We start from the raw sequence: 23,691 nt of genomic DNA on the forward strand, positions 1-23,691 counted from the left end.
GGATGAGGTGTGAGCGCAGGCCTAGCCGTGGCCGATCAGCGCCTTTGTTTCGAGATAGTCGCGCATGCCCCAGTCGGCATATTCGCGGCCATTGCCGGACTGCTTGTAACCGCCAAACGGCGCGAACAGGTCCCAGTCGGGATAATTGATATGCACCTGCCCGGCGCGCATCTGCCGCGCGATCCTGCGGGCATGCTCCAGGTCACCGGACTGGACATAGGCCGCCAGCCCGTAGACCGTGTCATTGGCGATTTCGACAGCCTGTTCTTCGGTCTCGTAAGGCATGATTGCCAGCACCGGCCCGAAAATCTCTTCGCGCGCGATTCGCATGTCCCGCGTCACGCCGCCAAACACGGTCGGCTTGACGTAATAGCCACGGCTCAACCCTTCAGGCCTGTCGCGCCCGCCGGTCACCAGCGTTGCGCCATCCTGAATGCCCGACGCGATCAGGGCTTGGATCTTGTCATACTGGACCTGGCTGATCACAGGTCCGAGACTGGTATTCGGATCCCGCGGATCGCCCGTCACCAGTTTCTCCGCTGCCTGCCTGGCGATCGCCATGGCTTCCTCATGACGATCACGCGGAACCAGCATCCGCGTCGGTGCATCGCAGGACTGGCCGCTGTTGCCAAAACAGCCCTCGACACCGGTGGCCACCGCGGACGCCAGATCGGCATCCGCCAGGATGAGATTGGGCGATTTGCCGCCAAGTTCCTGCGCCACCCGCTTGACCGTATCGGCAGCAGATTTGGCCACCAGAATGCCCGCGCGGGTCGATCCCGTGAACGAGACGATATCCACATCCGGATGGCTGGAAAGTACCTGCCCGACGCCGGGACCGTCGCCATTGACCAAGTTGAACACCCCCTTGGGCACACCGGCCTCATGCAGGATCTCGGCAAACAGGATGCCGCTCAGGGGTGCGATCTCGCTCGGTTTGAGCACCACCGTGCATCCGGCAGCCAATGCCGGCGCTACCTTGCAGGCGATCTGGTTCATCGGCCAGTTCCACGGCGTGATCAGGCCGGCAACGCCGATGGCCTCATGCACGATCAGCGTCGAGCCACGCTTCTCCTCGAAGACAAAATCCTTGAGTGCTGTCATCGTTGCTTCGATGTGGCCCAGTCCCGACCATGCCTGATCGGATTTCGCCATGGCGACCGGAGCGCCCATTTCCGTGGAGATCGCATCCGCGATATCATCGAGCCGTGCTTCGTAGATGTCGCGAATTCGCGTCAGAAGCGCGAGCCTTTCCGAAGCACTCCACGCACTGAAGCTCGGGAATGCAGCCCGCGCGGCGGCGATGGCTTTCTTCGCATCCTCGCGCGTGCCCAAAGGCACCCTGGCGACACTTTCTTCCGTGGCCGGATTGATCACGTCAAGCTCAGACGCCCCGGCGGCAGGGGCGACCCATTCGCCATTGATGTAAAACCGCCCGAGATTGCCATAACCAGCCATCAACTCACCCTTACACATAGATATTGAAGGCCGCCCGTATCGCCGCATCGGTGGCAGGATCGAACAGGGGCCCGGTCGACTGCGAAAGAATGCGATTCTTCCGCTCGATGGCCTTTTGTACCAGATCCGGCTTGCCGATTTCAGCCCATTCCTTCGGGCTGGTCCGGTCGGCGACCGCCGGGTAGACATATTCGGTCTGCATCACGCTCAGTGTTTGCGAGTGCCCGAGATAGTGCCCGGGACCTTCAAGGCAGACCTCGCGCATCGCTTCGAGGCTGACACTGTCTTCGGTCACATCGATGCCGCGCACGCAGCGCAGCACCTGGCCGAGAAGATCGTCGCCGAGCACCAGAGATTCCATGCAGAAGCCCAGAAGCGAGGCATGCATGCCGACCGATTCATAGACCATGTTGAGGCCGCTGAGCCCCGCCATGGTGTTGGAGATCGCCTGCTCCCAACCGGCCTGCATGTCAGGCAGCTTGGAATCCGCGATCCCCGCCGCGGCCCCGCCGGGCAGACCGTAAAACCGGTGCATCTGCGCGCAGCCTGCCGTCAACAGCGCCTGTTCCCCGGACCCGCCCGACATCGCGCCCGAGCGCAGGTCGGAAACGAAGGGCCAGGTGCCGAACACCGCCGGATGGCCCGGTGCCATGGCATTGACATAGACCACCCCGGCCAGGCATTCGGCCACCGCCTGAACGATGGCTGTCGCCAGCGGCGCCGGGGCGGTGGCACCCGCCTGCCCGGCCGAGAGCAGCAGCACAGGCATGCCGGCGCGGATGCATTTCTCCATGGTGATGCAGCTCTCCTCCGCAAACTTCATCGGAGGCACCACGAAGCAGTTGGAGTTGGAAACGAACGGCCGCGCACGCCAGGCGGCTTCCCCGCCGGCGATCATGTGGAGGAGATCGAGACATCCCTCGAAATGCGACGGATCGGAAAAACTGGTGCCGACATGCTTGGTCGTTCCCGCGCAGCACGCATACAGCGTGTTGATGTCCATCTCGAAATTGTCGACCACGTCGCGGCAGACCATGGCGCGCTGGAAGAAATGCACATTGTCGAGCGCATTGGTCAGCCGGGCCGCGTCATAGAGATCCTGCGCGGTGGATTCGCGGTAATTGCGGCCTTCGACATCGACCACATGGACGGCCGCGCCAGCTGTGCCGAAATGCACCCGGGTTCCCGACAGATCGAGATCATGCTTGGGATCGCGGCCAAACAGGACGAGATCCTTGTTTGCCAGCGCCAGCATGTCCTCGACCAGCGCGCGCGGAAACCGGATCCGGCCATCATCCCCGAGGATGGCCCCGGCGCCGGTGAGAATCTCGACGCCCGATGGCGGCGCCTGCGACAGACCGATGGTTTCCAGCGCGTCCAGTGCCGCTTCGTGAATACGCAGCACATTGGCCTCGGACAACGGCGAATACTGTCCGCCGCTCATGCCTGCCCGGATCGGCCTCAGATTATCGGCCAGCGGTGCGGTCCGCACGGCCACACGACCGGCCCGTCCACCTGAACGGCGGCCCTGCCTTCCGGTGACTGGAGGTTCGATTGCGGTGTTGGTTTCAGCTGCGATTTCCATCCGAGTCTCCATAAATCCGAAGAAGATTTCAAGTCACATCCGGACGCGGAGCGAGCCGGGGTCGTAGAGCGGTTTGAGGGACGCAATCGCCTGATGGCGTTCCCCGGCAATCTCGATTTCATAAGTGGAAGCAAGCACGTCTTCAGCGCTTTCACCGGCGCAGGGCACATAGCCCAGACCGATGGCACCGCCGAGATGGTGGCCGTAATTGCCCGAGGTGATGATCGAAACGATCTCGCCGTCGCGCACGATTACCTCGTTGTGAAAGAGAAGCGGCTCGGGATCCTTGAGCTGGAACTGCACCAGCCGCCGGGACAGCCCCTCTTCACGTTTTGCAAGCACCGCATCGCGGCCGATGAAGTCGCCCTTCTTGGTTTTCACCGCGAAGCCGAGACCGGCTTCAAGCACATGATCCTCATCGGTGATGTCGTGGCCAAAGTGACGGAAACCCTTCTCGATCCGGCAGGAATCGAGCGTATGCAGTCCGCAAAGTTTCAGCCCGTGATCAGCGCCAGCCTCAACAAGCGCCTCGAACACATGCGCTGTCTGGTCGGAAGAGACATAGAGCTCCCAGCCCAGTTCGCCGACATAGGTGACACGGTGGGCACGGGCGAGACCCATGCCGATCTCGATTTCGCGGGCCATGCCGAACGGGTGCGCTTCGTTGGAAAAATCATTCGGACTGACGGCCTGCAGCAGCGACCGGGCATTCGGTCCCATGACGCACAGCACCGATTCACCCGCCGTCACATCTGTGATGACGACAAACTCGCCACCCAGATGCCGCTTGAGCCAGGCCAGGTCGCGTTGCAGCGTGAAACCCGGAACAATCAGCAGGAACGCCGTCTCCGAGAGTCGCGTCACGGTCAGATCGCACTCGATGCCACCCCGCGTGTTGAGCATCTGGGTGTAGACAATCCGCCCCGGCTCGACATTCATCTCATTGGCGCAGAGCCGTTGCATGAACGCCAATGCATCCCGCCCCTCGACCCGGATCTTGCCGAACGAGGTCATGTCGAACAGTCCGACCGCCTCGCGCACAGCCGTGTGCTCGCGGTGCTGGTTGCCAAACCAGTTCTGCCGCTTCCAGGAATACTTGTATTCGCGGGCCTCACCTTCATCGGCAAACCAGTTGGCCCGCTCCCAGCCGGCCATTTCGCCAAACACCGCGCCGCGCGCTTTGAGCTGTTCATGGATCGGCGAGCGGCGGATACCGCGCGCGGTTGCCATCTGCCGGTAGGGGAAGTGGTCAGCATAGAGCAGGCCCAGCGTTTCGGTCACCCGCTCGCGCAAATAATGCCGGTTCTTCTGGAACGGCTGCGCCCGGCGGATGTCGACTTCCCACAGATCGAAAGGCGGCTCGCCGTCGTTCATCCATTGCGCCAGCGCAAAACCTGCTCCGCCTGACGAGACGATGCCGATGGAATTGTAACCGGCGGCGACCCAGTAGCCTTTGATCTCCGGTGCTTCGCCGAGATAGTAGCGGTCGTCGGGGGTGAAACTCTCGGGGCCGTTGAAGAAGGTGTGAATGCCTGCCGTGGCAAGCAGCGGCAGCCGGTTGACCGCCTGTTCGAGGATCGGCTCGAAATGATCGAAATCCTCCGGCAACTGGTCAAAACAGAAATCCTCGGAAATGCCGCCCATGCCCCAGGGCTTGGCGACCGGCTCGAAGGCGCCAAGCAGCATCTTGCCGGCGTCTTCCTTGTAGTAGGCGCATTCATCAGGAACCCTGAGCACCGGCAGCCGTGGCAAGCCTTCGATCGCCTCGGTGACGATGTAGAAATGCTCGCAGGCATGCAGCGGCAGCGTCACGCCGGACTGGGCAGCGAGATCGCGGCCCCACATGCCGCCGCAATTGACCACCATGTCAGCGGCAATCGATCCGGTCTCCTCGCCCTGCTGCCAATCGACACCCGTTACGCACCCGTCGGCACTGGTGATCGCGGTCACCTTGACGCCCTCGATGATCCGCGCGCCGTTCATCCGCGCACCCTTGGCCAGCGCCATGGCAATGTTGGCCGGATCGCATTGACCGTCGAGCGGCAGGTGCACCGCCGCCTTGACGTCGGAAATGTTGAGATGCGGATACATCTTCAACACGTCGTCGGGCCCGACTTCCTGAACATCGATGTCGAATGCCCGCGCCAGCGACGCCTGCCGGTAGATTTCTTCCTTGCGCGCCTCGGTCAGCGCCACGGTGATCGACCCGCATTGCCGCATGCCGGTGGCGACACCGGTCTCTTCCTCGAGCTTGACGTAAAGATCGGCCGAATATTTGGCCAGCCGGGTCATGTTGAGCGAGGCCCGCAATTGCCCGATCAGGCCTGCGGCATGCCAGGTGGTGCCGCAGGTCAGTTGCTTGCGTTCCAGAAGCACGATGTCGCGCCAGCCGAGCTTGGCCAGGTGATAGGCCACAGAACAGCCGGACACACCGCCGCCAACGATGACCACGCGGGCCTTGTCGGGGACAGCCGTGCTCATGCCCGAAGTCTTTCGTTCTTGGGGTCCCACAGCGGTTCATCAGGCTCCACCGTGGCGGCAAACCGTTCGCCGAAGATCTCGACTTCGAGCACGGTGCCGGGCTCGGCCAGATCGGCGCGCAGCATACCGAGCGCAATGGATTTTCCGATCCGGTGCCCCCAGCCGCCGGAGGTGGTTTCGCCCACAACCTTGCCGTCATGCCAGAGTGTCGACATGTAGGGTGCATCGCAATCGCCGGCATCGACGGTGAGCGTCACGAAGCGCTTGCTCACGCCGCGCCGTTTCTCGGCTTCAATTGCCGCCTTGCCCAGGAAGTCGGGCTTGTCCCATTTGACGAAACGCCCCAGGCCGCCCTGCAGGATTGTGTAATCGGTCGAAAGATCGCCCTTCCAGGCCCGGTAGCCTTTCTCGAGCCGCAGCGAATTGAGCGCGAACATCCCGAACGGCTTGAGCCCGAGCGGCGCGCCGGCTTTCATCACCGCATCATATATCTGCGCGGTGTCCTCGATCTTCGAATGGATTTCCCAGCCCAGCTCTCCGGCGAAGGACACCCGAACCAGCTGGCACCATGTCCCCGCCACCTGTGCTGACTGGTGCGTTAGCCATGACTTACTCAAATCGGCATCGGTGATCCCGGACAGGATCTCGCGTGATTTGGGTCCGGTCAGGATCTGGCAGGAGAATGCTTCGGTGACATCCTCGATCGCAATCTTGGACCCCGCGGGCAGATACTTCATCAGCCATTCGAAATCATGCCATTGCGCGGTCGCGGCAGTGATCAGGAAGAAGAAATCCTCGTCCAGCGCCATCAGCGACATCTCGGTGACGATACGCCCCTTGGCGTCAGAGAAATAACCAAGCCCGATCCGACCCGGCTTCGGCGCCATGCCGGTGATCAGCGAGTTGAGCCAGTCGCGCGCACCCGGCCCCTGAACCTTGAACCGCGAAAAGCCCGGCAGATCGAGAATGCCGGCAGCATCGCGCACCGCCAGGCACTCTTCGCGCACCGCCCCGAACCAGGAGCCCTCGCGCGCCCAGGTCTGTGTTGCTTCCTCACTTGTGTCGTCACCGGGCCGGGCATACCAGTTGGCCCGCTCCCAGCCATTGTAGGCGCCGAATTGCGCACCAAGGGCAGCAACCCTGTCATGCACCGGCGAGAGTTTCTTGTTGCGTCCGGCCGGCCAGGCGTGATGCGGAAAGTGCATCGCATACTCATGGCCATAGACTTCCTTGCCCTTGGCCACACTGTAGTCCTGATCGCAAAACGCGGTGAAACGGCGCGGATCGCAGGACCACATGTCCCACTCGGTCTCGCCATGCATCACCCATTCGGCCAGCACCTTGCCGGCACCGCCGCCCTGGCAGATGCCGAAGGTGAACACGCAAGCCTCGAATGCGTTTGGCACGCCGGGCATCGGCCCGATCAGCGGGTTCCCGTCCGGTGTGTAGGGAATGGGACCGTTGATGGTCTTGGTCAGACCTGCAGTACCCAACAGTGGCACCCGCTCGACAGCATCATTGATGTACCATTCCAGCCGCTCGAGATCGTCCGGATAAAGCTGGAACGAGAAATCTTCGGGCATCGGATCATCGGGCGTGACCCAATGGGCCTTGCAGTTGCGCTCATAGGGGCCGAGATTGAAGCCGTTCTTTTCCTGACGCAGATAGTAGGAACTGTCGACATCGCGCACCAGCGGCAGCTTCTTGCCGTTCTCCTTGCTCCAGGCCTCGACCTCCGGCACTTCGTCAAACAGCATGTATTGGTGGCTCATCACCATCATCGGCATGTCGCGGCCGAACATCTTGCCGACTTCGCGGGCATAATAGCCTGCGGCGTTGACCACATATTCGCAGCGGATATCGCCCTTCTCCGTCGAGATCACCCACTCGTCATTGTCCCGGCGAACAGCGGTGGCGGGACAGAACCGGTAGATCTTTGCCCCGAGGTCGCGCGCGCCCTTGGCCAGCGCCTGGGTCAACTGCGCCGGATCGATGTCCCCGTCGTAAGGGTCATAAAGCGCCCCGGTCAGATCATGGGTCTCGGCAAACGGGTAGCGTGACTTGATCTCGTCCGGCGCCAGAATATCGAGATCCATGCCCTGGTAGCGGCCCATTCCGACAACGCGCTGGAACTCGCGCAACCGCTCTTTCGAGTGACCAAGCCGGATCGACCCGGTGACATGGTAGTTCATCGGATAATCGACTTCTTCGGCCAGCCCCCGGTAGAGCTCGGTCGAATAGCGCTGCATGTTCATGATTGACCAAGACGACGAAAATGTCGGCACATTGCCGGCAGCATGCCATGTTGAGCCCGCAGTCAGTTCGTTCTTCTCAAGAAGCACGCAATCGGTCCAGCCGGCCTTGGCCAGATGATAAAGCGCCGAGACGCCGACAACGCCGCCTCCGATTATGACAACTCGCGCATGCCCTGCAATCTCACCCACACCACTCTCCTGCAATCAGATGATTTCAGGGAGTATCTGACCGGTTCAGCCAATCCGCAATTCCGCCGAAATGGCTTTATTAATCGGAAAATCCGATTAGGGTGCAAAGCAGCAATTTTTCGCGGGGACCCGTTGTGCAGATCGAGCATCTTGAAACTTTCCTCGACCTGATGGAAACGAAAAGCTTCAACCGGACAGCGGAGCGCCTGAACCTGACCCAGTCCACGGTCTCGGGCCGGATAACCGCGCTTGAGGCAACACTTGGGCGCAAATTGTTCACCCGCAGCCGGGCCGGAACCGAACCGACACCGGCCGGCCACCGCCTGCTTGATCATGCGCGCACCCTGCGCCACCAATGGACCGAAGCCCGCCGCTCGGTGCAGAACACAGGCAATTTTTCGGAATCGATGCGCATCGGCATGCAGCACGATCTGGCATCCAGCCATATCGCCGACTGGGTTGCCGGTTTCCGCAAGGTCCTGCCTGACGCCGCATTCTATATCGAACTGGATTTTTCCAACCAGATGAGCATCGACCTGCTTGCCGGCGAGATCGACCTGTCGATCATGTTCACACCGAAGAACCTGCCCGATCTGCACCACGAGCTCATCGGCGAACTGGCCTACCGGATGATCAGCTCGAAGGTGAAGCGCATCACCGACATCGAGCCGCAAAGCTACATCTTCACCAACTACTCGCCTGCATTCGACAAGGTTCACCGGCAAGTGGTGGCCAGGCTCGCCGAAGCGCCATTGTCGAGCGGTCAGAACATCACCGTGTGCGGCCTGCTGTCCGCGCTTGGCGGCACGGCTTATGTGCTCGAGGATTCGGCCGAGGAAATGGTTGCCACCGGTCAGTTCGGCTACATCGAGGATGCCCCGAGCATTCCCCAGTCCGTGTATGTGGCAATGCACCTTCGCAACCGGCACTCCCACATTCACCGCCGCCTGCTCGACAGCGTCCGCAAGCAATTGTCGGGGAAGTAGCGGGACCATCTGTCTGCGGAGACCACAGCCGGCTCCACAATGCACACCGCCAGAATGAAAACGGCGCCAGACGCTTTCGCGCTGACGCCGCATTTCAGGTGGGCGCGCTAAGGCCGCCCACCCTGTTTTGCAATCAAGCCTAGTGCTTGAACTTGCGGATCTCGCCTGCCTTGAGCCGCGAACCATAGGAAATCAGCTCCTTCTTCACCAGTCCCATCAGGAAGTAGAGGCAGAAGATGTTGACCACGGCCATGGCAAAGATCGCGGCATCGGAGAAGTCGATGACCGGACCGAGGCTGGCCGCCGCACCGATGACGATGAACACGCAGAAGATGATCTTGAAAGTCAGCTCCGAGTTCTTGCCTTCACCGAACAGGTAGGTCCAGCTCTTCAGCCCGTAATAGGACCAGGAGATCATGGTCGAGAAGGCAAACAGCACCACCGCGATCGCCAGCACGTAGGGGAACCAGCCGATTGCCGATCCGAATGCTGCCGAGGTCAGGGCCACACCGCTGACATCACCGACAGTCGCAATAGACGAACCTGCTTCATTGAGCACGTAGAGCCCGGTTGCCGGGTCAACGATCAACTGCTGCGAAATGGTAATGACCAGGGCGGTCATCGTGCAGATCACGACAGTGTCGATGAGGGGTTCGAGCAGCGAGACAAAGCCTTCGGTGATCGGTTCCTTGGTTCTCACGGCCGAGTGGGCAATCGCCGCCGAGCCAACGCCGGCTTCGTTGGAAAACGCTGCCCGCTTGAAGCCCTGGATCAGGGCGCCGACAAAGCCGCCTGCAACACCGAGGCCGGTAAAGGCGCCGCCGAAGATCTGGCCAAAGGCCCAGCCGATCTTGTCGTAGTTGACCAGCAGGATGATCAGCGCCGCACCGACATAAAGAATGCCCATGAACGGAACGATCTTTTCAGTGACGTTGGCGATCGACTTGATGCCGCCGACGATGACCGAGAACACAACGGCTGCAAACACGATACCCGTGATCCAGCCCGGATAGTCACCGACAATGCCGGAAATCTGGGCATGGGCCTGGTTGGCCTGGAACATGTTGCCGCCGCCCAGAGCGCCAAGGATACAGAAGATCGAGAACATCACCGCGAGGAACTTGCCGCCGGGAAGACCCAACTCCTTGAACCCCTTGGAGATGTAGTACATCGGACCGCCCGAAACCGTGCCGTCCTCATACTCGTTCCGGTACTTCACCCCGAGCGTACACTCGGTGAATTTCGACGCCATGCCGAGCAAGCCGGCAAGGATCATCCAGAACGTCGCGCCCGGTCCGCCGATGCCGACGGCGACCGCAACACCCGCGATATTGCCGAGACCGACGGTACCCGACAGTGCGGTTGCCAATGCCTGGAAATGGCTGACTTCACCGGCATCATTGGGATCCGAATAATCCCCTTTCACCAGCCCGATGGCATGACCGAAAAACCGGAACTGCACGAAGCCGAAATAGATCGTGAAGATCGAGGCCGCGATTACCAGCCACATCACGATCCAGGGAAAGCTGGTGCCCGGAATCGGCGCGAAGATAAGGCTGACAAAAGGCCCGGTGACTGCGGCGAAGACCTCGTTGACCTTCTGGTCGAGCGTCATGGCTTCCTGCGCGCTTGCGGCACTGCTCAGCCCTGTCGTCGCAATTGCCGATAGCATCATAGTTCGAAACAAAGTCATGATAGTATCCTCAATTGACAACGGTGACGGGCACAGATGCGTGCATCACCAGGTTGGAGGTCGCACTGCCGAAGAAACGTTTGGCAAAACCGCCTTCCGAAGACCGGCTGACGATGATCTGCTCGGCCTTTTCTTCCTCCGCAACGGCCATCAGGATCGACGCGACATCGCCATGCCGCACCTTGCCCGTGGCCTTGAGCCCGGCTGCCTTTATCTTGGCGACGGCCGGATCCACGATCCGCTGCGTTGCTGTTGAGATTTCCTCTTCGCGGCGCTTGTGGCGCTGCGCGTTTTCTTCGGCCGTCTGGAAGGAATAGGGCGACCATTCCACCACGTAGACGATCATCAGCTCGCAATCCCCGATGAGCTTGGCCAGCCGCTCGGCATAGGCCAGGGCGCGTTCGCCCGATCCGTGGCCATCAAGGCCAACAACCAGTTTTGTTGTCATTTAAAGTCCCTCTCTTATTGTTTTCATAACCGCGCCCGTTACCGGAAATACAACTCGATACCGCCAATCAAAAAACTTGAAACCGACGCAGAAACACGAATGCAATACGGGCAACCCCGCCCAACAACTTTAGTCGAAAAGACTAGTCTATGTGCCTTTTATTGGTCTACATTCGAAACAATCGGCCAAATAACAGGAAATGCAAGGAAAAAAGACCACGTGAAAAGGAATTTAGACCCTATTGACCGCCGGATTCTCAATGAACTTCAGGCCCACGGCCGGATGTCGATCGTTGATCTTGCCGAGCGCGTGCACCTGACCAAGACCCCGTGTTCCGAACGGGTCAAACGGCTCGAACGTGACGGGGTCATTTCCGGCTACAGCGCCACACTTGACCCGGCCGAAGTGGAAATGGGCCATGTCATGATCGTGCATGTGAACCTGTCAAAGACCAGCGACAGCTCGCTCGAGGACTTCAACCGCGCCGTCCGCTTGATCCCGGAAGTTCAGAGTTGCCTGATGATTGCCGGCCCGTTTGACTACATGCTGAAAGTCCGCACCCGCGACATCACCCAGTTCAGGGAGTTGCTGGGCGAACGCATCAGCCAGCTGCCATCGGTAATGCAGACCCATTCCTTTGCGGTCATGGAATCGGTCAAGGAAACAAGCATGATCGAGTTGCGCAGCTGACAGCCCTCCTCCCGGGCGGTCTGCCCGGGCCGGGAGCGCCTTCTGCCCGCAAGCAGGATTTCAGTTGGCTGTCTTGCCGCTGTGGGACAGGCCGGCGATGACGCCGCGCAATTCCGCAAGCCCGCGCATCCGGCCGATCAGCGGATAGCCCGGATGCGTGTTCCTGCCGGCATCATCGAGAAGCTCGTGACCGTGATCAGGGCGGAACGGGATTTCCCATTCCGTCTCTCCGGCATCGCGGCGGCGCTGCTCTTCCACGAGAAGGGCCGCAACGAGATCGACCATATCGGTGTCGCCGGAGAGGTGCGCGGCTTCCTCGAACGATCCATCCGCGTCCTTGCGGACATTGCGCAAATGGGCGAAGTGGATCCGGCTGGCAAACCGTCGGGCGATCTCCGGCACATCGTTCTCCGGGTTGGCACCCAGTGACCCGGCGCACAGCGTCAGCCCGTTTGCAGGGCTGTCGACCGCGCCCAGCAACCAGTCGATATCTTCGGCATTGGAGACGATCCGGGGCAGCCCCAGAATGTCGCGCGGCGGATCGTCGGGATGCACGCAAAACCGCATGCCGAGTTCCTCCGCAGTCGGGATGATTTCCTCGAGGAAGCGCTTGTAATGGTTTTGCAGGACCGGACGGTCGATCCCTTCATAAAGCTTCAGCGCCGCCTTCAGACCCTCTGCATCATAGCGGTCATAAGCCCCCGGCAGCCCCGCCATCACTGCATGCATCAGTTCCGCACGATCATCATCGGAGGAGCTTTGAAACCATTTCTCCGCCTGCGCCACGGCCTCCGGCAGATAATCCTGCCGCGCCTCGCCACGACCGAGCATGAATATCTCGAGTGCCGCCATCTTCGGCGCCGAGAACCTCAGGCACCGCCCGCCCCGCTCGACCAGCGCAGCAAGGTCCGTGCGCGTCCAGTCCAGCAACGGCATGAAATTGTAGCAGATGGTGTGGATGCCTTCCGCCGCCAGGTTGGCCATCGACTGCCGGTAATTGGCAAACAGCGCCGACAGGTCTCCCTCGCCGCGCTTGATCCGTTCGTGGATCGGCAGGCTCTCCACCACCACCCACTCAAATCCGGCAGCCAACACATCGGCTTTCCGCCTGGCGATCGTTTCGCGATCCCATACTTCCCCGTAGGGAACCTCATGCAGAGCCGTGACGATGCCGCTTGCACCGGTTTGCGCAACTTCACTGAGCGATATCTTGTCGAGAGGGCCGTACCAGCGCCAGCTTTCCTTCACCGGATGTCTCCAACTGCCTTGCGCGCACCATGCGCAGCCAAAAGATCGTAGGCGCGGCTCACCGGCGAAGCCAGTTCGTCCGCCAGCCGGGAGCTGAAGATATCGCGCACCGAAAGCAGGGCAGCGACCTTCCGGTCCGTGGTATCCGCGGAATCCGACAGCTCGCGCAGCTGTGCCGCCAGCGGGTCCTTGACCTCGATCGGCTGGCCCTTCTCGTCAATTCCGCCGACGTAGCGCATCCAGCCGGCGACGGCCAGCATCAGCCCGGGGCATGCCCGCCCCGCATCGAGATTGTCGGTGATGGTTCCGAGAATGCGCTGCGGCAGCTTCTGGCTGCCGTCCATGGCGATCTGCCAGGTCCGGTGCCGGATCGATGGATTTGAGTAGCGCTCGAAGAGGGCGTCCGCATAGGCGTCCAGCTCAACCCCTTCCGGGGGCGTGAAGGAAGGCATGATCTCTTCGCGCCAGAGCCGTTTGACGAACCCGGCGAAAACCGGATCAGCCACGGTCTCGGCGATGGTTTCATGGCCCGCCAGATATCCCAGGTATGCAAGCGACGAATGCGTGCCATTGAGCATCCTGAGCTTCATGTTCTCGTAAGGCGTGACATCCGGCACCAGCTCGACGCCGGCTGCGGCAAGATCCGGGCGAACATCGGCGCCATGGGCCGGGACGAAATCATCCTCCACCACCCATTGCCGGAATGGTTCACACATCACCGGTGCCTCATCCCGGTAACCGACCTTCTGCGCCAGCCGTTCGATGTCCTCGGGCTTGGTCGCAGGCGTGATGCGGTCGACCATCGTCGAGGGGAACCGGCCCTCCGCCGAAATCCAGTCGGCGAGAGACGGATCGACCTTGCCGGCAAGATCCAGGACAGCGCGGCGAACCAGCTTGCCGTTCTCCGGAAGATTATCGCAGGTCAGCACGGTAAAGGGCGCGAGCCCCGCATCACGGCGCCGCTGCAACGCCCGGACCAGAAATCCCGGGGCTGATTTGGGAAGCGTATTTTCCAGGTCATGCACGATGTCGGGATGATCAAGGTTCAGCTGTCCCGTCGCCGGATCATGGCAATAGCCCTTTTCCGTCACCGTCAGCGTGACGATGCGGATCGCCGGGTCGGACATCCAGGCCAGCACCGCCTCCGGATTTTCAGGAGCAACGAGAACATCCTGAACAATCTCGACCTTGCGGAAGGTTTCGCCTCCATCGGCATTCTGGGTCACGACCGTGTAGACAAAATCCTGCGGCGCAAGCCTGTCCCGCGTTGCCGGGCTTTGCAGGCTGACGCCGATAATGCCCCAGTCGCCGCCCGAAACCCTGACCGCGTCGTCGACATAGATTGCGCCGAAAGCCCGGAAGAAGGCTCCCAGCCCGAGGTGAACGATCCCCGGTCCGGGTCTTGCGGCTCCCGATCGGCCAAGTCTTTTCTCGTCAGCGGGCAAGCCAGCCTCCATCGACATTGAGGACAGCTCCATGGATGTATTTTGCCGCCGGCGAAGCCAGGAAAACCGCCGCCTCGCCGATGTCTTCGGGTTCTCCCCACCGTTCGGCGGGAATGCGCTCCAGGATCGCCTTGTTGCGTGCTTCATCCTTGATAAGCGCCGCGGTGTTGTTGGTGGCAATGTAGCCCGGCGCGATGGCATTCACATTGATGCCCTTTGCCGCCCACTCGTTGGCCAGCAGCTTGGTGATGCCCGCAACACCGTGTTTCGACGCCGTGTAGGAGGCAACCCGTATCCCGCCCTGCAGCGCGAGCAGCGAGGCGACATTGACAATGCTGCCGGTCCCGTTGCGCTCAAACACGGCACGCCCGAACGCCTGGCAGGTAAAGAACACCGCCTTCAGGTTTACATCGAGCACATCGTCCCAGTCGCTTTCGCTGAAATCGACGGCATCATTGCGCCGGATGATTCCGGCATTGTTGACCAGGATATCAATCCGGTCCTTCGCAAACACATCGGCCGCAGCCATCGGATTGGCGAAATCCAGAAGCATCTCGCGGGCGTCAGCTATCTGGCTGACCGTTTCCGCGCAGGATTGCCGCCCGGCGCAAACGACGCTCGCCCCGGCACGGCCCATCGCCAGGGCTATGGCCTGACCGATGCCCGTGTTGGCACCGGTCACCAACGCTGTTTTACCAGCGAGCGAAAATGGGTTCACCGAAGATCTCCCATGGCAACCATATCCATGTCGGTGAAATCGACATTGTCACCGGCCATCGCCCAGCAGAACGTGTAGGCACCGGTGCCCGCGCCGCAATGGATCGACCAGGGCGGCGAGATGACCGCTTCCTCGTTTGCCATCACGATATGACGGGTTTCGTCGGGCTGGCCCATGATATGGAAAACGCGCTGTTCCGGCCCGAGTTCGAAATAGAGATAGGCTTCCATGCGCCGGTCATGCAGATGGGCCGGCATGGTGTTCCAGACAGAGCCCGGAGCAAACTGGGTGTAGCCCATCAGCAACTGGCAGCTGTCGGCGACCTCGGGATGCAGGAACTGAAGGATGACGCGTTCGTTGGAGGTTTCCGCGGAGCCCATCTCCACCCGCCGCGCATCCTCGATGCGGATCAGCTTGCTCGGGCACTTGCGGTGGGCCGGCGCAGACAGGATGTAGAACCGGCCTTTTCCGGAAAACGTCACCGGCCCCGATCCCATGCCGAGATAGAGCACATCCCCCTTGTTGACCGTGTAATCGGTGCCCCCGGCGGAAACAGTGCCGGTGTCGCCGATGTTCAAGATCCCCATCTCCCGCCGGTCGAGAATCGAGGCGGTGCCGCACTCCTTGACCTGGTCCAGGGTCAGCTTGCCTGCGCCCGGCACGGCGCCGCCCAGGATCAACCGGTCGTAGTGCGTGTAGACAAGCCTGATTTCGCCATCGGCGAAGATCCCGTCGGCATGGAAATGCGAACGCAGTCCCGCGGTATCGAGGCCTTTGGCTGTGGCCGGGTCAATTGCGTGCCGGGTTTCAACGGTCAGCATGGAAAGTCTCCCTTCAAGGGTTTGGCGTCAGAAAATCATCGCGCCGCGGCGCAAAGGTGTCGATCAGGGTTCCGGGCTCAAGGCACACGCAGCCATGCACCGCATTCGAGGGAATGACGAAACTCTCGCCGGCCGTGACTTCGAAGCTTTCGCCGTCCACGGTGAACGAGAACCGTCCGGATTCGACATAGGTCGATTGCACGTGCGGATGGCTGTGCAGCTTGCCTTCGGCGCCCTCGGCCTGAAACCGGAATGCAACAACCATCAGCTCGGGACTGTCGCTCAGGACCTGCCGTTTCACGCCGGCATCGGCCTGAACCTCGGGAAAATGTTTGATCATGACAACCTCAATGGAATTGGGCGGGGAGCCACAGGGAAAGCTGCGGGATGTAGGTCACCAGCATCAGCGTGGCGAAGGCTGCGCCATAGAATGGCCAGATGGTCCGCATCGCCTGCGAGATCGGGATCTTGCCCACCGCACAGCCGACAAACAGCACCGCACCGACAGGCGGCGTGCACAGTCCGATCCCCAGGTTGAGGATCAGGATGACGCCGAAATGAACCGGGTCCACCCCGAAAGCCACTGCCACCGGCAGGAAGATCGGTGTCGTGATCACGATCAATGGCGACATGTCCATGAAGGTACCGAGGACAAGCAGCACGACATTCATCAGCAGCAGGATGATGATCGGGTTGTCCGAGATCCCCTTGAGCAGCATCACCATCTGCGCCGGCACTCGTGTATAGGCCAGCAGCCAGCCAAAGGCGCCTGCGCAACCGATCACCATCAGCACCATGGCTGTCGTCCGAACCGCTGCGAAGGTTGCCGCAACGAAATCGTTCCAGCTCAGCGACCGGTAGACGAAGAAGGTCACGAACATCGCGTAGACAACGGCGATGTTGGAAGACTCCGATGCCGTGAAGATGCCGGAGCGGACACCGCCGAAAATGATGGCGACCAGAATGAGGCCGGGCATCGCATTGGCAAACAGATTGATCAGCGCCCTGACCCCGGGAAACGCCTCGGTGGGATATCCGCGGCTTCTCGCCACGAACCAGGCCGCCACCATCAGCGACACCGCCAGCAGGAAGCCGGGAACGATACCGGCGGTAAAAAGGTCGGCGATCGAGATCCGTCCGCCAGCCGAGATCGAATAGATGATCATGTTGTGCGAGGGCGGGATCATCAGCGCGATGATCGATCCGACCACCGTGATGTTGACCGCGTAATCAACATCGTAGCCGCGTTCTTTCATCTGCGGCACCATCAGGCCGCCGACCGCGCTGGCATCCGCCGCGGCCGAGCCCGACACGCCACCGAACATGATGGAAGCAAAGATGTTGACCTGCCCCAGCCCGCCACGCAGGTGACCGACCATGGCCCCGGCCAGCGCCACCAGCCTGCGGGCAATGTCGCCGCGAACCATCAGGTCACCGGCAAAGATGAAAAACGGGATCGCCATCAGCGCGAACACCGAAACGCCGGAGTTCATGCGCTGGAACACCACCACCGGCGGCAGTCCCATATAGGCGATTGTCGCGAAGCTCGACACGCCGAGGCAGAAAGCCACCGGTGTGCCGATCAGCAGGAGCACGACAAAGGAACCGAAAAGCACCCAAAGTTCCATTGCTCTAGTCCTCCAAAGCTGTTTCGCCGAAAAGCGCGGTCGGCAGTCCCGCCAGGCGTCGTGCGATCCGTTCAAGCGAGAACAGAACAATCAGCACACCGCCTGCGACAATCGGAAGAAAATCGAATGCCCCGGATATCCCGAGGCTCGGGAGCACGTTGGGAGCCGCGTTGACCGCCAGCTGCGTGCCATAGACCACCATGCCGCCGCCAAAGGCGATCACCACGAGGTCGGAAACTGTCTGCATTCCCCGCTTGGTCTGCTCGGAGACCAGGTGCTGCAGGATATCGAAGGACAGATGGTAGCCCTCGCGGATACCGACGGCGGCACCCAGAAAAATGAACCAGCCCATGATCATCACTGACGCGGGTTCGGTCCAGGAAATACTGTCATTGAGCACATAGCGCCAGAACACCTGGCAGGCGATCAGGGCCGTCATCAGCACCAATCCGGTGCCGGAAACCCAAAGCGCCGCCCGCGCCAGAACGCTGGTTCCCCGCGCCACACTCTTCATCCGACTTTGCACGTTGCCCACTCCATTGGAAAACGGCCCGCGGGAATGCTCCCGCGGGCCGGATTTAAGACTATTCGGTTGCCTGAATGCGGGCGACCATGTCCTTGAGCTTGTCGGACTTGACGTACTTCTCATAGACCGGCTTCATCGCTTCGATGAATGGGGCCTTGTCGATCTCGGTGATGATTTCACTGCCCGCGGCGCGGACCTTTTCTTCGGACTTCTTTTCCTGCGCGACCCAGAGATCACGCATCACCGGCACGGAAGCCTTGGCGGCGGCACGAACGGCAGCCTGGTCTTCCGCGCTGAGCTTGTCCCAGCTCTTCTTCGACATCACCAGCACTTCCGGCACGATCAGGTGCTGGTCGAGGGTGTAGTACTTTGCCACTTCGAAATGACCCGAAGTGTCATAGGACGGCCAGTTGTTTTCGGCACCGTCGATAACGCCGGTCTGGATCGACGAATAGACTTCGCCGTAAGGCAGCGGCGTGGCGTTGGCGCCCAGCGCGCTGACCATGTCGACAAACATGTCCGACTGCATGACGCGGAACTTCATGCCCTTCAGGTCTTCCATCGACTTGATCGGCTTTTCCTTGTTGTAGAAGCTGCGCGAGCCGCCATCGTAGAAGCCGAGACCGATCAGGTCATGGTCCGCAAATGCGTCCAGGATTTCCTGGCCGATCGGGCCGTCCATCACGGTGTGCATGTGCTCGACCGAACGGAAGATATACGGCAGCGACGGGATCTGGGTCTCTTCAATGATGTTGTTGAAGGGTCCGAGGCTCACGCGGTTCAGGTCGATGGCACCGAACTGGGTCTGCTCGATGGTGTCCTTTTCTTCGCCCAGCTGAGCCGAAGCATAGATTTCGATGCAAAGACGGCCATCGGTCGTCTCTTCAAGCATCTTGCCCATGGCCTTGACGGCTTCAACGGTCGGGTAGCCGTCCGGATGCGTGTCGGAAGACTTGAGCGTGGTTTCACACGCACTGGCAGTCATCGCCATCGCGGCGGTGGCCAGCAGCATGCCGGTCAGTGTTTTCATAAGTTTCATGTTCATTTTCCTCCCAGAAATGGCTCTCAGAGCCGATAAGCTTGCTTGGCAAGCCGATATGCGAGGTCATTGGCGACCTCATATGCATCCCCCTCGGAAAGCCGCCCGGTGGCGACCAACGTAGCGAGAAAGCCACAATCCACCCGCCGGGCCACATCGTGGCGCGCCGGGATGGAACAGAATGCGCGGGTGTCGTCGTTGAAGCCCACGGTGTTGTAGAATCCTGCGGTTTCCGTTGTCATTTCGCGGAAACGGCGCATGCCTTCGGGGCTGTCGTAGAACCACCAGGCCGGCCCCAGTTTCAGCGCCGGATAGGCGCCCGCAAGCGGCGCCAGTTCGCGCGCATAGCTGGTCTCGTCCAGCGTGAAGACGATGATCGTCAGATCCTTCTCCAGCCCGACCGCGTCGAGCAGCGGTTTGAGTGCACGCACGTAATCCGTCCGGGTCGGGATATCGAAGCCCTTGTCGCGCCCGAAGGCACCCATGATCGGATCGGAATGATTGCGGTAGCTGCCCGGATGAATTTGCAGCACCAGGCCATCTTCGAGGCTCATCCGCGCCATTTCAGTCAGCATATGCCCGCGGAAGGCATCGGCTTCGTCTGCCGTGCAGGTGCCCTTGATCGCCTTGGCAAACAGCGCCGCAGCATCCGGCGCCGGAAGGTTTTCCGTGCGGGCGGTGGGATGACCATGATCGGAAGACGTCGCCCCGAATTCCTTGAAATAGGTCCGCCGCACGCGGTGGGCCTGCAGGTAGCCCTCCCAGGTCGAGGTGTCTTCGCCGGTCAATGCACCAAGCTGCTCGACATTGGCGGCAAAACCCGCGAATTCCGGGTCGACAACCGCGTCGGGACGATAGGCCGTGACCACGCGCCCCTTCCAGCCGCTGTCGCGGATCATCCGGTGCCAGCGCAGATCGTCAATCGGGCTTTCGGTCGTGGCGATCGCCTCGATATTGAACCGTTCGAACAGCGCGCGCGGCAGGAATTCCGGTTTTGTCAGGCAATCGGCAATGTGATCATAGGTCTGGTCCGCAGTCGCTTTCGACACCGGGGTGGTCATGCCGAACACGTCTTCAAACGCCTGATCCAGCCACAGCCGCGATGGCGTGCCGCGAAACAGATAGTAGTTTTCGGCAAACAACCGCCAGATCTTGCGGCCATCGGTTTCGGTCGGACCGCCATCAACCCGCGGCACGCCGAGGCTTTCAAGGCTGATGCCCTGGGAAAACAGCATGCGGAAGACGTAGTGATCCGGGGTGATGAACAATTGCGCCGGGTCGGAAAACGGCTTGTTTTCGGCATACCAGCGCGGATCGGTATGACCGTGCGGGCTGATGATCGGCTTGCCGGCAACTGTCTGATAAAGTTCGCGAGCGATTCCGCGCGTCTGCGGATCCACCGGAAACAATCTGTCAGGGCCCAACAATGTCACCCTAATCCTCCCAACAGGCCACTTATCGACGGGCCTTTCAATCAATCTGGTAATGTAATATGCTAGTATGCACAGCGAGTCAACGGAGTGAACGCATGTCTGTATCTTCCACCTTGCGGAATCTGGAGCCGCTCAATCGTCCTTCGGTCGCCGATACCGTTTTCGACGAACTGCACAGCCAGATTCTGCTTCTGGAGTTGCCGCCGGGGACCAAGATGTCCGAAGTCGAGGTGGCCAAGGCGCTCGGCGTATCGCGCCAACCGGTCCGGGATGCATTCTACCGTCTTTCCAAGCTCGGCTTTCTCTCCATCCGGCCGCAGCGGGCAACGCTGGTCTCGCAGATCTCGTCTGCCGGCGTGCTGCAGGCCCGCTTCGTGCGCAACGCGCTGGAAGCCGAAACCGTGCGCACCGCCTGCAGGGTCCTGACCAGCGAGGATCACCAAGCGCTTGACGAGATCATCGAAAATCAGCGCAAGGCGGTGGACGCCAACGATCCGGTCAGCTTTCACGGCCTCGATGACCAGTTTCACAAGGAAATCTGCGAACGCTCCGGTCTTGCATTTGCCTGGGACATCATTCGCGAGAACAAGGCGCACATGGACCGCGTCCGGTTTCTCTCGCTGTCCTTCGCCTCTCAGGATGCGTTCGGCGACCACGTCGAAGTGATGGACGCCATCCGCGCCCGGGACGAGGAGCGCGCCATGCATCACATGCGCATCCACCTCTCGCGCATCAAGGAACAGATCGTCCGCATTAGGGCTGACCACAGCCGTTACTTTGACAACGAGACCGAGACATGAAGAAGACATTCCTGTCGATCGGCGAATGCATGGTCGAAATGGCGCCCACCGCATCGGGCGATTACCACCTCGGATTTGCGGGGGACACGTTCAACACAGCCTGGTATGCCCGCCAGCTCTTTGATCAGGACTGGGATATCGCCTATCTGACTGCAGTCGGCGAAGACCTGATATCCGATCAGATGGTCAGCTTCATCGGCAGTGCCGGCATCAACACCGGTTTTATCCAGCGCCAGCCTGGTTGTACTGTTGGCCTTTACCTGATCCAGCTCGACAACGGCGAACGCAGTTTTGCCTATTGGCGATCGGATTCCGCGGCACGCAGACTGGCCAACGACCCTGCCCGGCTGGAAGCGGCCTTCGCCTCTGCAGGCCTGATCTATTTTTCCGGCATCAGCCTTGCGATCCTGTCTCCGTGCAGCCGCTCGACGCTGTTCGATGCCATTGCAGCCGCGCGGCAAAACGGCGCCACCGTGGTGTTCGATCCCAACCTGCGACCTCGACTGTGGGACAGCCACAACACCATGCGGCAAACCATCATGACGGCAGCTGGGGTCAGCGACATCGTGCTTCCGTCTTACGAAGACGAGGCAACGTTTTTCGGTGACGAGTCGCCCGATGACACCGCACGGCGCTACGCCGGTGCCGGCGTTGAAACCGTTGTCGTCAAGAACGGCGCCGGAGAAATCGTCGCCCTGGACAAAGGCAGGATCACGCGCGTCACACCGAACCCGATCACCAGCATCGTTGACACCACGGCGGCAGGCGACAGCTTCAATGCAGCATTCCTGGCAAGCTATCTCAAGTCCGCCGATCTGATGCCGGCACTCGCTGCGGGCGCGGATCTGGCCGCAAAGGTCATCACCCAGCGCGGCGCACTGATCGACCTGGGAACCCCGTAACTGCCGCGAAATCTCTTCGTGGCAGCAGCGGTCTCCCCTGCCTCTCGATCACTGGTGTCACCGGTAGAGCAGCGTCGGCAACCACATCGACAATTCCGGAATGAAGGTAAGCATCATCAGCACCACAATGAGCGGCACCAGGAACGGCGCGGTCGCCATCACGCATCGCTCGAACGAGACATGCGCGACCTTTGACAACACGTAGAGCACCATTCCCACCGGCGGCGTCAGCAAACCGATCATCAAATTGAGGATCATGACGATGCCGAAATGCACCGGGTCCATCCCCAGCCCGACCGCCACCGGCAACAGCACCGGCGTGAGAATGGTGATCGCCGCGATTGTCTCCATGAACAGGCCGACCACCAGCACGATCAGGGTGATGATCAGCAGAAGTGCTACCTTGTTGTCGGTCACCGACAGCATCAGTTGCGAGAAATGCTCGGCCACCTGGTTGGCGGTCAGGATCCAGGCAAAAATGGTCGAGGACGCAACAATCAGCATCACCGCCGCCGTTGTCTCGACCGTATCCATCGAGATGCGCAGGATCTTCTTCCAGTCGAGCGTGCGGTAGACGAAAATGCCAAGCACCATCGAATAGGCCACCGCCGCAATCGCGGCTTCCGTCGGGGTGAAAATTCCGAACATGATGCCGCCGATAATGATGAAAGGCGTCATCAACGGTAGCAGCGCATGCACCAGCGTCGTGCCGAAACGGTTGATGGAGAACCGCTGGTCCCGCGGATAACCTCGCCGCCGGGCATACCAGGCCACCATCACCATCAGCGAAATCGCCATCAGGAGCCCGGGGACAATGCCCGCGGTAAACAGTTGTCCGATCGAGGTGTCGGCAATCACACCATAGATAACCAGCGGCAATGAGGGCGGGATGATGGGACCGATTGTCGAGGATGCTGCCGTTATGCCGACAGCGAAATCCGTGTCATATCCGGCATCGCGCATGGCCTTGATCTCGATGTTTCCAAGACCGCCGGCATCTGCCACCGCCGCACCTGACATCCCGGCGAATATCACGCTGGCGCCGACATTGACGTGGCCCAGCCCGCCATGCATCCAGCCGACGGTTGCCCGCGCGAAAGCAAAGATGCGGGTTGTGATGCCCGCAGAGTTCATCAGGCTGCCGGCCAGAATGAAGAACGGCACCGCGATCAGCGGAAACGAGTTGATGCCGTTGACCATGTTGGCGAGCACAATCATCGGCGGCATGCCATTGGTCGCGACAAAGGCCAGCGAAGCCAGCCCCAGGGCCACCGCCACCGGTACACCGATCAGCATCAGCGCGAACAGCATCAGGATCATAATCAGAATGGACATGGTATGGAGGC

General features: G+C 60.8%; 20 protein-coding genes. 4 read left to right on the plus strand and 16 right to left on the minus strand.

Annotated features, from left to right (window positions below):
- Positions 1 to 21: 21 nt before the first annotated feature.
- From WNY80_RS17165 to WNY80_RS17180, 4 genes are read right to left on the minus strand one after another with little or no spacing between them, the layout of a single operon-like run.
- Complete coding sequence (locus tag WNY80_RS17165) at positions 22 to 1,458, minus strand: aldehyde dehydrogenase family protein (RefSeq protein WP_342888631.1); 1,437 nt, start codon at positions 1,456 to 1,458, stop codon at positions 22 to 24.
- Positions 1,459 to 1,468: 10 nt separating this feature from the next.
- Positions 1,469 to 3,043 carry a trimethylamine methyltransferase family protein gene (locus WNY80_RS17170; RefSeq protein ID WP_342888632.1) on the minus strand — a complete coding sequence of 525 codons (1,575 nt, stop codon included), beginning with the start codon at positions 3,041 to 3,043 and terminating at the stop codon, positions 1,469 to 1,471.
- Positions 3,044 to 3,076: 33 nt separating this feature from the next.
- The gene (locus WNY80_RS17175; RefSeq protein WP_342888633.1) at positions 3,077 to 5,524 is read right to left on the minus strand and encodes an FAD-dependent oxidoreductase; all 2,448 of its coding nucleotides are present in this window, start codon (positions 5,522 to 5,524) and stop codon (positions 3,077 to 3,079) included.
- Positions 5,521 to 7,968, minus strand: coding sequence for an FAD-dependent oxidoreductase (locus WNY80_RS17180; RefSeq protein ID WP_342888634.1), 2,448 nt, complete (start codon positions 7,966 to 7,968; stop codon positions 5,521 to 5,523). The genes WNY80_RS17175 and WNY80_RS17180 overlap by 4 nt, the downstream gene beginning before the upstream one ends.
- 134 nt (positions 7,969 to 8,102) lie before the next feature.
- Here WNY80_RS17180 and WNY80_RS17185 point away from each other — a divergent pair, with 134 nt between their 5' ends.
- The gene (locus WNY80_RS17185; RefSeq protein ID WP_342888635.1) at positions 8,103 to 8,954 is read left to right on the plus strand and encodes a LysR family transcriptional regulator; all 852 of its coding nucleotides are present in this window, start codon (positions 8,103 to 8,105) and stop codon (positions 8,952 to 8,954) included.
- A 139-nt stretch (positions 8,955 to 9,093) separates the two neighbouring features.
- On the opposite strand, the gene WNY80_RS17190 is transcribed toward WNY80_RS17185, so the two are convergent.
- Together WNY80_RS17190 and WNY80_RS17195 are read right to left on the minus strand one after the other, a co-directional pair.
- Positions 9,094 to 10,626 (minus strand): alanine/glycine:cation symporter family protein, encoded by a 1,533-nt coding sequence (locus tag WNY80_RS17190; protein ID WP_342888675.1) that lies wholly within the window; start codon positions 10,624 to 10,626, stop codon positions 9,094 to 9,096.
- A gap of 31 nt (positions 10,627 to 10,657) precedes the next feature.
- Positions 10,658 to 11,095, minus strand: coding sequence for a universal stress protein (locus WNY80_RS17195; protein WP_342888636.1), 438 nt, complete (start codon positions 11,093 to 11,095; stop codon positions 10,658 to 10,660).
- Positions 11,096 to 11,314: 219 nt separating this feature from the next.
- Here WNY80_RS17195 and WNY80_RS17200 point away from each other — a divergent pair, with 219 nt between their 5' ends.
- Positions 11,315 to 11,785 (plus strand): Lrp/AsnC ligand binding domain-containing protein, encoded by a 471-nt coding sequence (locus WNY80_RS17200; protein WP_342888637.1) that lies wholly within the window; start codon positions 11,315 to 11,317, stop codon positions 11,783 to 11,785.
- Positions 11,786 to 11,845: 60 nt separating this feature from the next.
- On the opposite strand, the gene uxuA is transcribed toward WNY80_RS17200, so the two are convergent.
- The 9 genes from uxuA to uxaC form a co-directional block, all read right to left on the minus strand.
- Entirely contained in the window at positions 11,846 to 13,033 is a 1,188-nt protein-coding gene (gene uxuA / locus WNY80_RS17205) for a mannonate dehydratase (protein ID WP_342888638.1), read from the minus strand.
- Positions 13,030 to 14,496 (minus strand): mannitol dehydrogenase family protein, encoded by a 1,467-nt coding sequence (locus WNY80_RS17210; protein WP_342888639.1) that lies wholly within the window; start codon positions 14,494 to 14,496, stop codon positions 13,030 to 13,032. The genes uxuA and WNY80_RS17210 overlap by 4 nt, the downstream gene beginning before the upstream one ends.
- Positions 14,468 to 15,196 (minus strand): 2-dehydro-3-deoxy-D-gluconate 5-dehydrogenase KduD, encoded by a 729-nt coding sequence (gene kduD / locus WNY80_RS17215; protein WP_342888640.1) that lies wholly within the window; start codon positions 15,194 to 15,196, stop codon positions 14,468 to 14,470. Before kduD ends, WNY80_RS17210 begins: the two co-directional genes overlap by 29 nt.
- Positions 15,193 to 16,017 (minus strand): 5-dehydro-4-deoxy-D-glucuronate isomerase, encoded by an 825-nt coding sequence (kduI, locus tag WNY80_RS17220; RefSeq protein ID WP_342888641.1) that lies wholly within the window; start codon positions 16,015 to 16,017, stop codon positions 15,193 to 15,195. The genes kduD and kduI overlap by 4 nt, the downstream gene beginning before the upstream one ends.
- Positions 16,018 to 16,030: 13 nt before the next feature.
- Entirely contained in the window at positions 16,031 to 16,357 is a 327-nt protein-coding gene (locus WNY80_RS17225; protein ID WP_342888642.1) for a cupin domain-containing protein, read from the minus strand.
- Between the two features lie 7 nt (positions 16,358 to 16,364).
- Complete coding sequence (locus WNY80_RS17230) at positions 16,365 to 17,645, minus strand: TRAP transporter large permease (RefSeq protein ID WP_342888643.1); 1,281 nt, start codon at positions 17,643 to 17,645, stop codon at positions 16,365 to 16,367.
- Positions 17,646 to 17,649: 4 nt separating this feature from the next.
- Entirely contained in the window at positions 17,650 to 18,159 is a 510-nt protein-coding gene (locus tag WNY80_RS17235) for a TRAP transporter small permease (RefSeq protein ID WP_342888676.1), read from the minus strand.
- A gap of 70 nt (positions 18,160 to 18,229) precedes the next feature.
- Entirely contained in the window at positions 18,230 to 19,210 is a 981-nt protein-coding gene (locus WNY80_RS17240) for a TRAP transporter substrate-binding protein (RefSeq protein ID WP_342888644.1), read from the minus strand.
- Positions 19,211 to 19,236: 26 nt separating this feature from the next.
- Positions 19,237 to 20,643, minus strand: a complete 1,407-nt coding sequence (gene uxaC, locus WNY80_RS17245) for a glucuronate isomerase (protein WP_342888645.1) — start codon at positions 20,641 to 20,643, stop codon at positions 19,237 to 19,239.
- Between the two features lie 95 nt (positions 20,644 to 20,738).
- Between uxaC and WNY80_RS17250 the strand changes: the two genes are divergently transcribed.
- Both WNY80_RS17250 and WNY80_RS17255 read left to right on the plus strand, forming a co-directional pair.
- Positions 20,739 to 21,443 (plus strand): GntR family transcriptional regulator, encoded by a 705-nt coding sequence (locus WNY80_RS17250; protein WP_342888646.1) that lies wholly within the window; start codon positions 20,739 to 20,741, stop codon positions 21,441 to 21,443.
- Positions 21,440 to 22,345 (plus strand): sugar kinase, encoded by a 906-nt coding sequence (locus WNY80_RS17255; RefSeq protein ID WP_342888647.1) that lies wholly within the window; start codon positions 21,440 to 21,442, stop codon positions 22,343 to 22,345. Before WNY80_RS17250 ends, WNY80_RS17255 begins: the two co-directional genes overlap by 4 nt.
- A gap of 57 nt (positions 22,346 to 22,402) precedes the next feature.
- Here the strand turns inward: WNY80_RS17255 and WNY80_RS17260 are convergent, their stop codons facing one another.
- Positions 22,403 to 23,680: a TRAP transporter large permease gene (locus WNY80_RS17260; RefSeq protein WP_342888648.1), complete on the minus strand. Its 1,278-nt coding sequence runs from the start codon at positions 23,678 to 23,680 to the stop codon at positions 22,403 to 22,405.
- Between the last annotated feature and the right edge of the window lie 11 nt (positions 23,681 to 23,691).

Origin of the sequence: Hoeflea sp. AS16, from assembly GCF_038900095.1 — a bacterium.
Lineage (GTDB): Bacteria > Pseudomonadota > Alphaproteobacteria > Rhizobiales > Rhizobiaceae > Hoeflea.

Bases quoted from the DNA above. Each gene is read 5' to 3' on its own strand.
- WNY80_RS17210 (WP_342888639.1), bottom strand. From the start codon at position 14,496: ATGTCGATGGAGGCTGGCTTGCCCGCTGACGAGAAAAGACTTGGCCGA.
- kduI (WP_342888641.1), bottom strand. From the start codon at position 16,017: ATGCTGACCGTTGAAACCCGGCACGCAATTGACCCGGCCACAGCCAAA.
- WNY80_RS17225 (WP_342888642.1), bottom strand. From the start codon at position 16,357: ATGATCAAACATTTTCCCGAGGTTCAGGCCGATGCCGGCGTGAAACGG.
- WNY80_RS17240 (WP_342888644.1), bottom strand. From the start codon at position 19,210: ATGAAACTTATGAAAACACTGACCGGCATGCTGCTGGCCACCGCCGCG.
- WNY80_RS17195 (WP_342888636.1), bottom strand. From the start codon at position 11,095: ATGACAACAAAACTGGTTGTTGGCCTTGATGGCCACGGATCGGGCGAA.
- WNY80_RS17165 (WP_342888631.1), bottom strand. From the start codon at position 1,458: ATGGCTGGTTATGGCAATCTCGGGCGGTTTTACATCAATGGCGAATGG.
- WNY80_RS17255 (WP_342888647.1), top strand. From the start codon at position 21,440: ATGAAGAAGACATTCCTGTCGATCGGCGAATGCATGGTCGAAATGGCG.
- WNY80_RS17175 (WP_342888633.1), bottom strand. From the start codon at position 5,524: ATGAGCACGGCTGTCCCCGACAAGGCCCGCGTGGTCATCGTTGGCGGC.
- WNY80_RS17260 (WP_342888648.1), bottom strand. From the start codon at position 23,680: ATGTCCATTCTGATTATGATCCTGATGCTGTTCGCGCTGATGCTGATC.
- WNY80_RS17250 (WP_342888646.1), top strand. From the start codon at position 20,739: ATGTCTGTATCTTCCACCTTGCGGAATCTGGAGCCGCTCAATCGTCCT.
- WNY80_RS17235 (WP_342888676.1), bottom strand. From the start codon at position 18,159: ATGAAGAGTGTGGCGCGGGGAACCAGCGTTCTGGCGCGGGCGGCGCTT.
- WNY80_RS17230 (WP_342888643.1), bottom strand. From the start codon at position 17,645: ATGGAACTTTGGGTGCTTTTCGGTTCCTTTGTCGTGCTCCTGCTGATC.
- WNY80_RS17170 (WP_342888632.1), bottom strand. From the start codon at position 3,043: ATGGAAATCGCAGCTGAAACCAACACCGCAATCGAACCTCCAGTCACC.
- WNY80_RS17190 (WP_342888675.1), bottom strand. From the start codon at position 10,626: ATGCTATCGGCAATTGCGACGACAGGGCTGAGCAGTGCCGCAAGCGCG.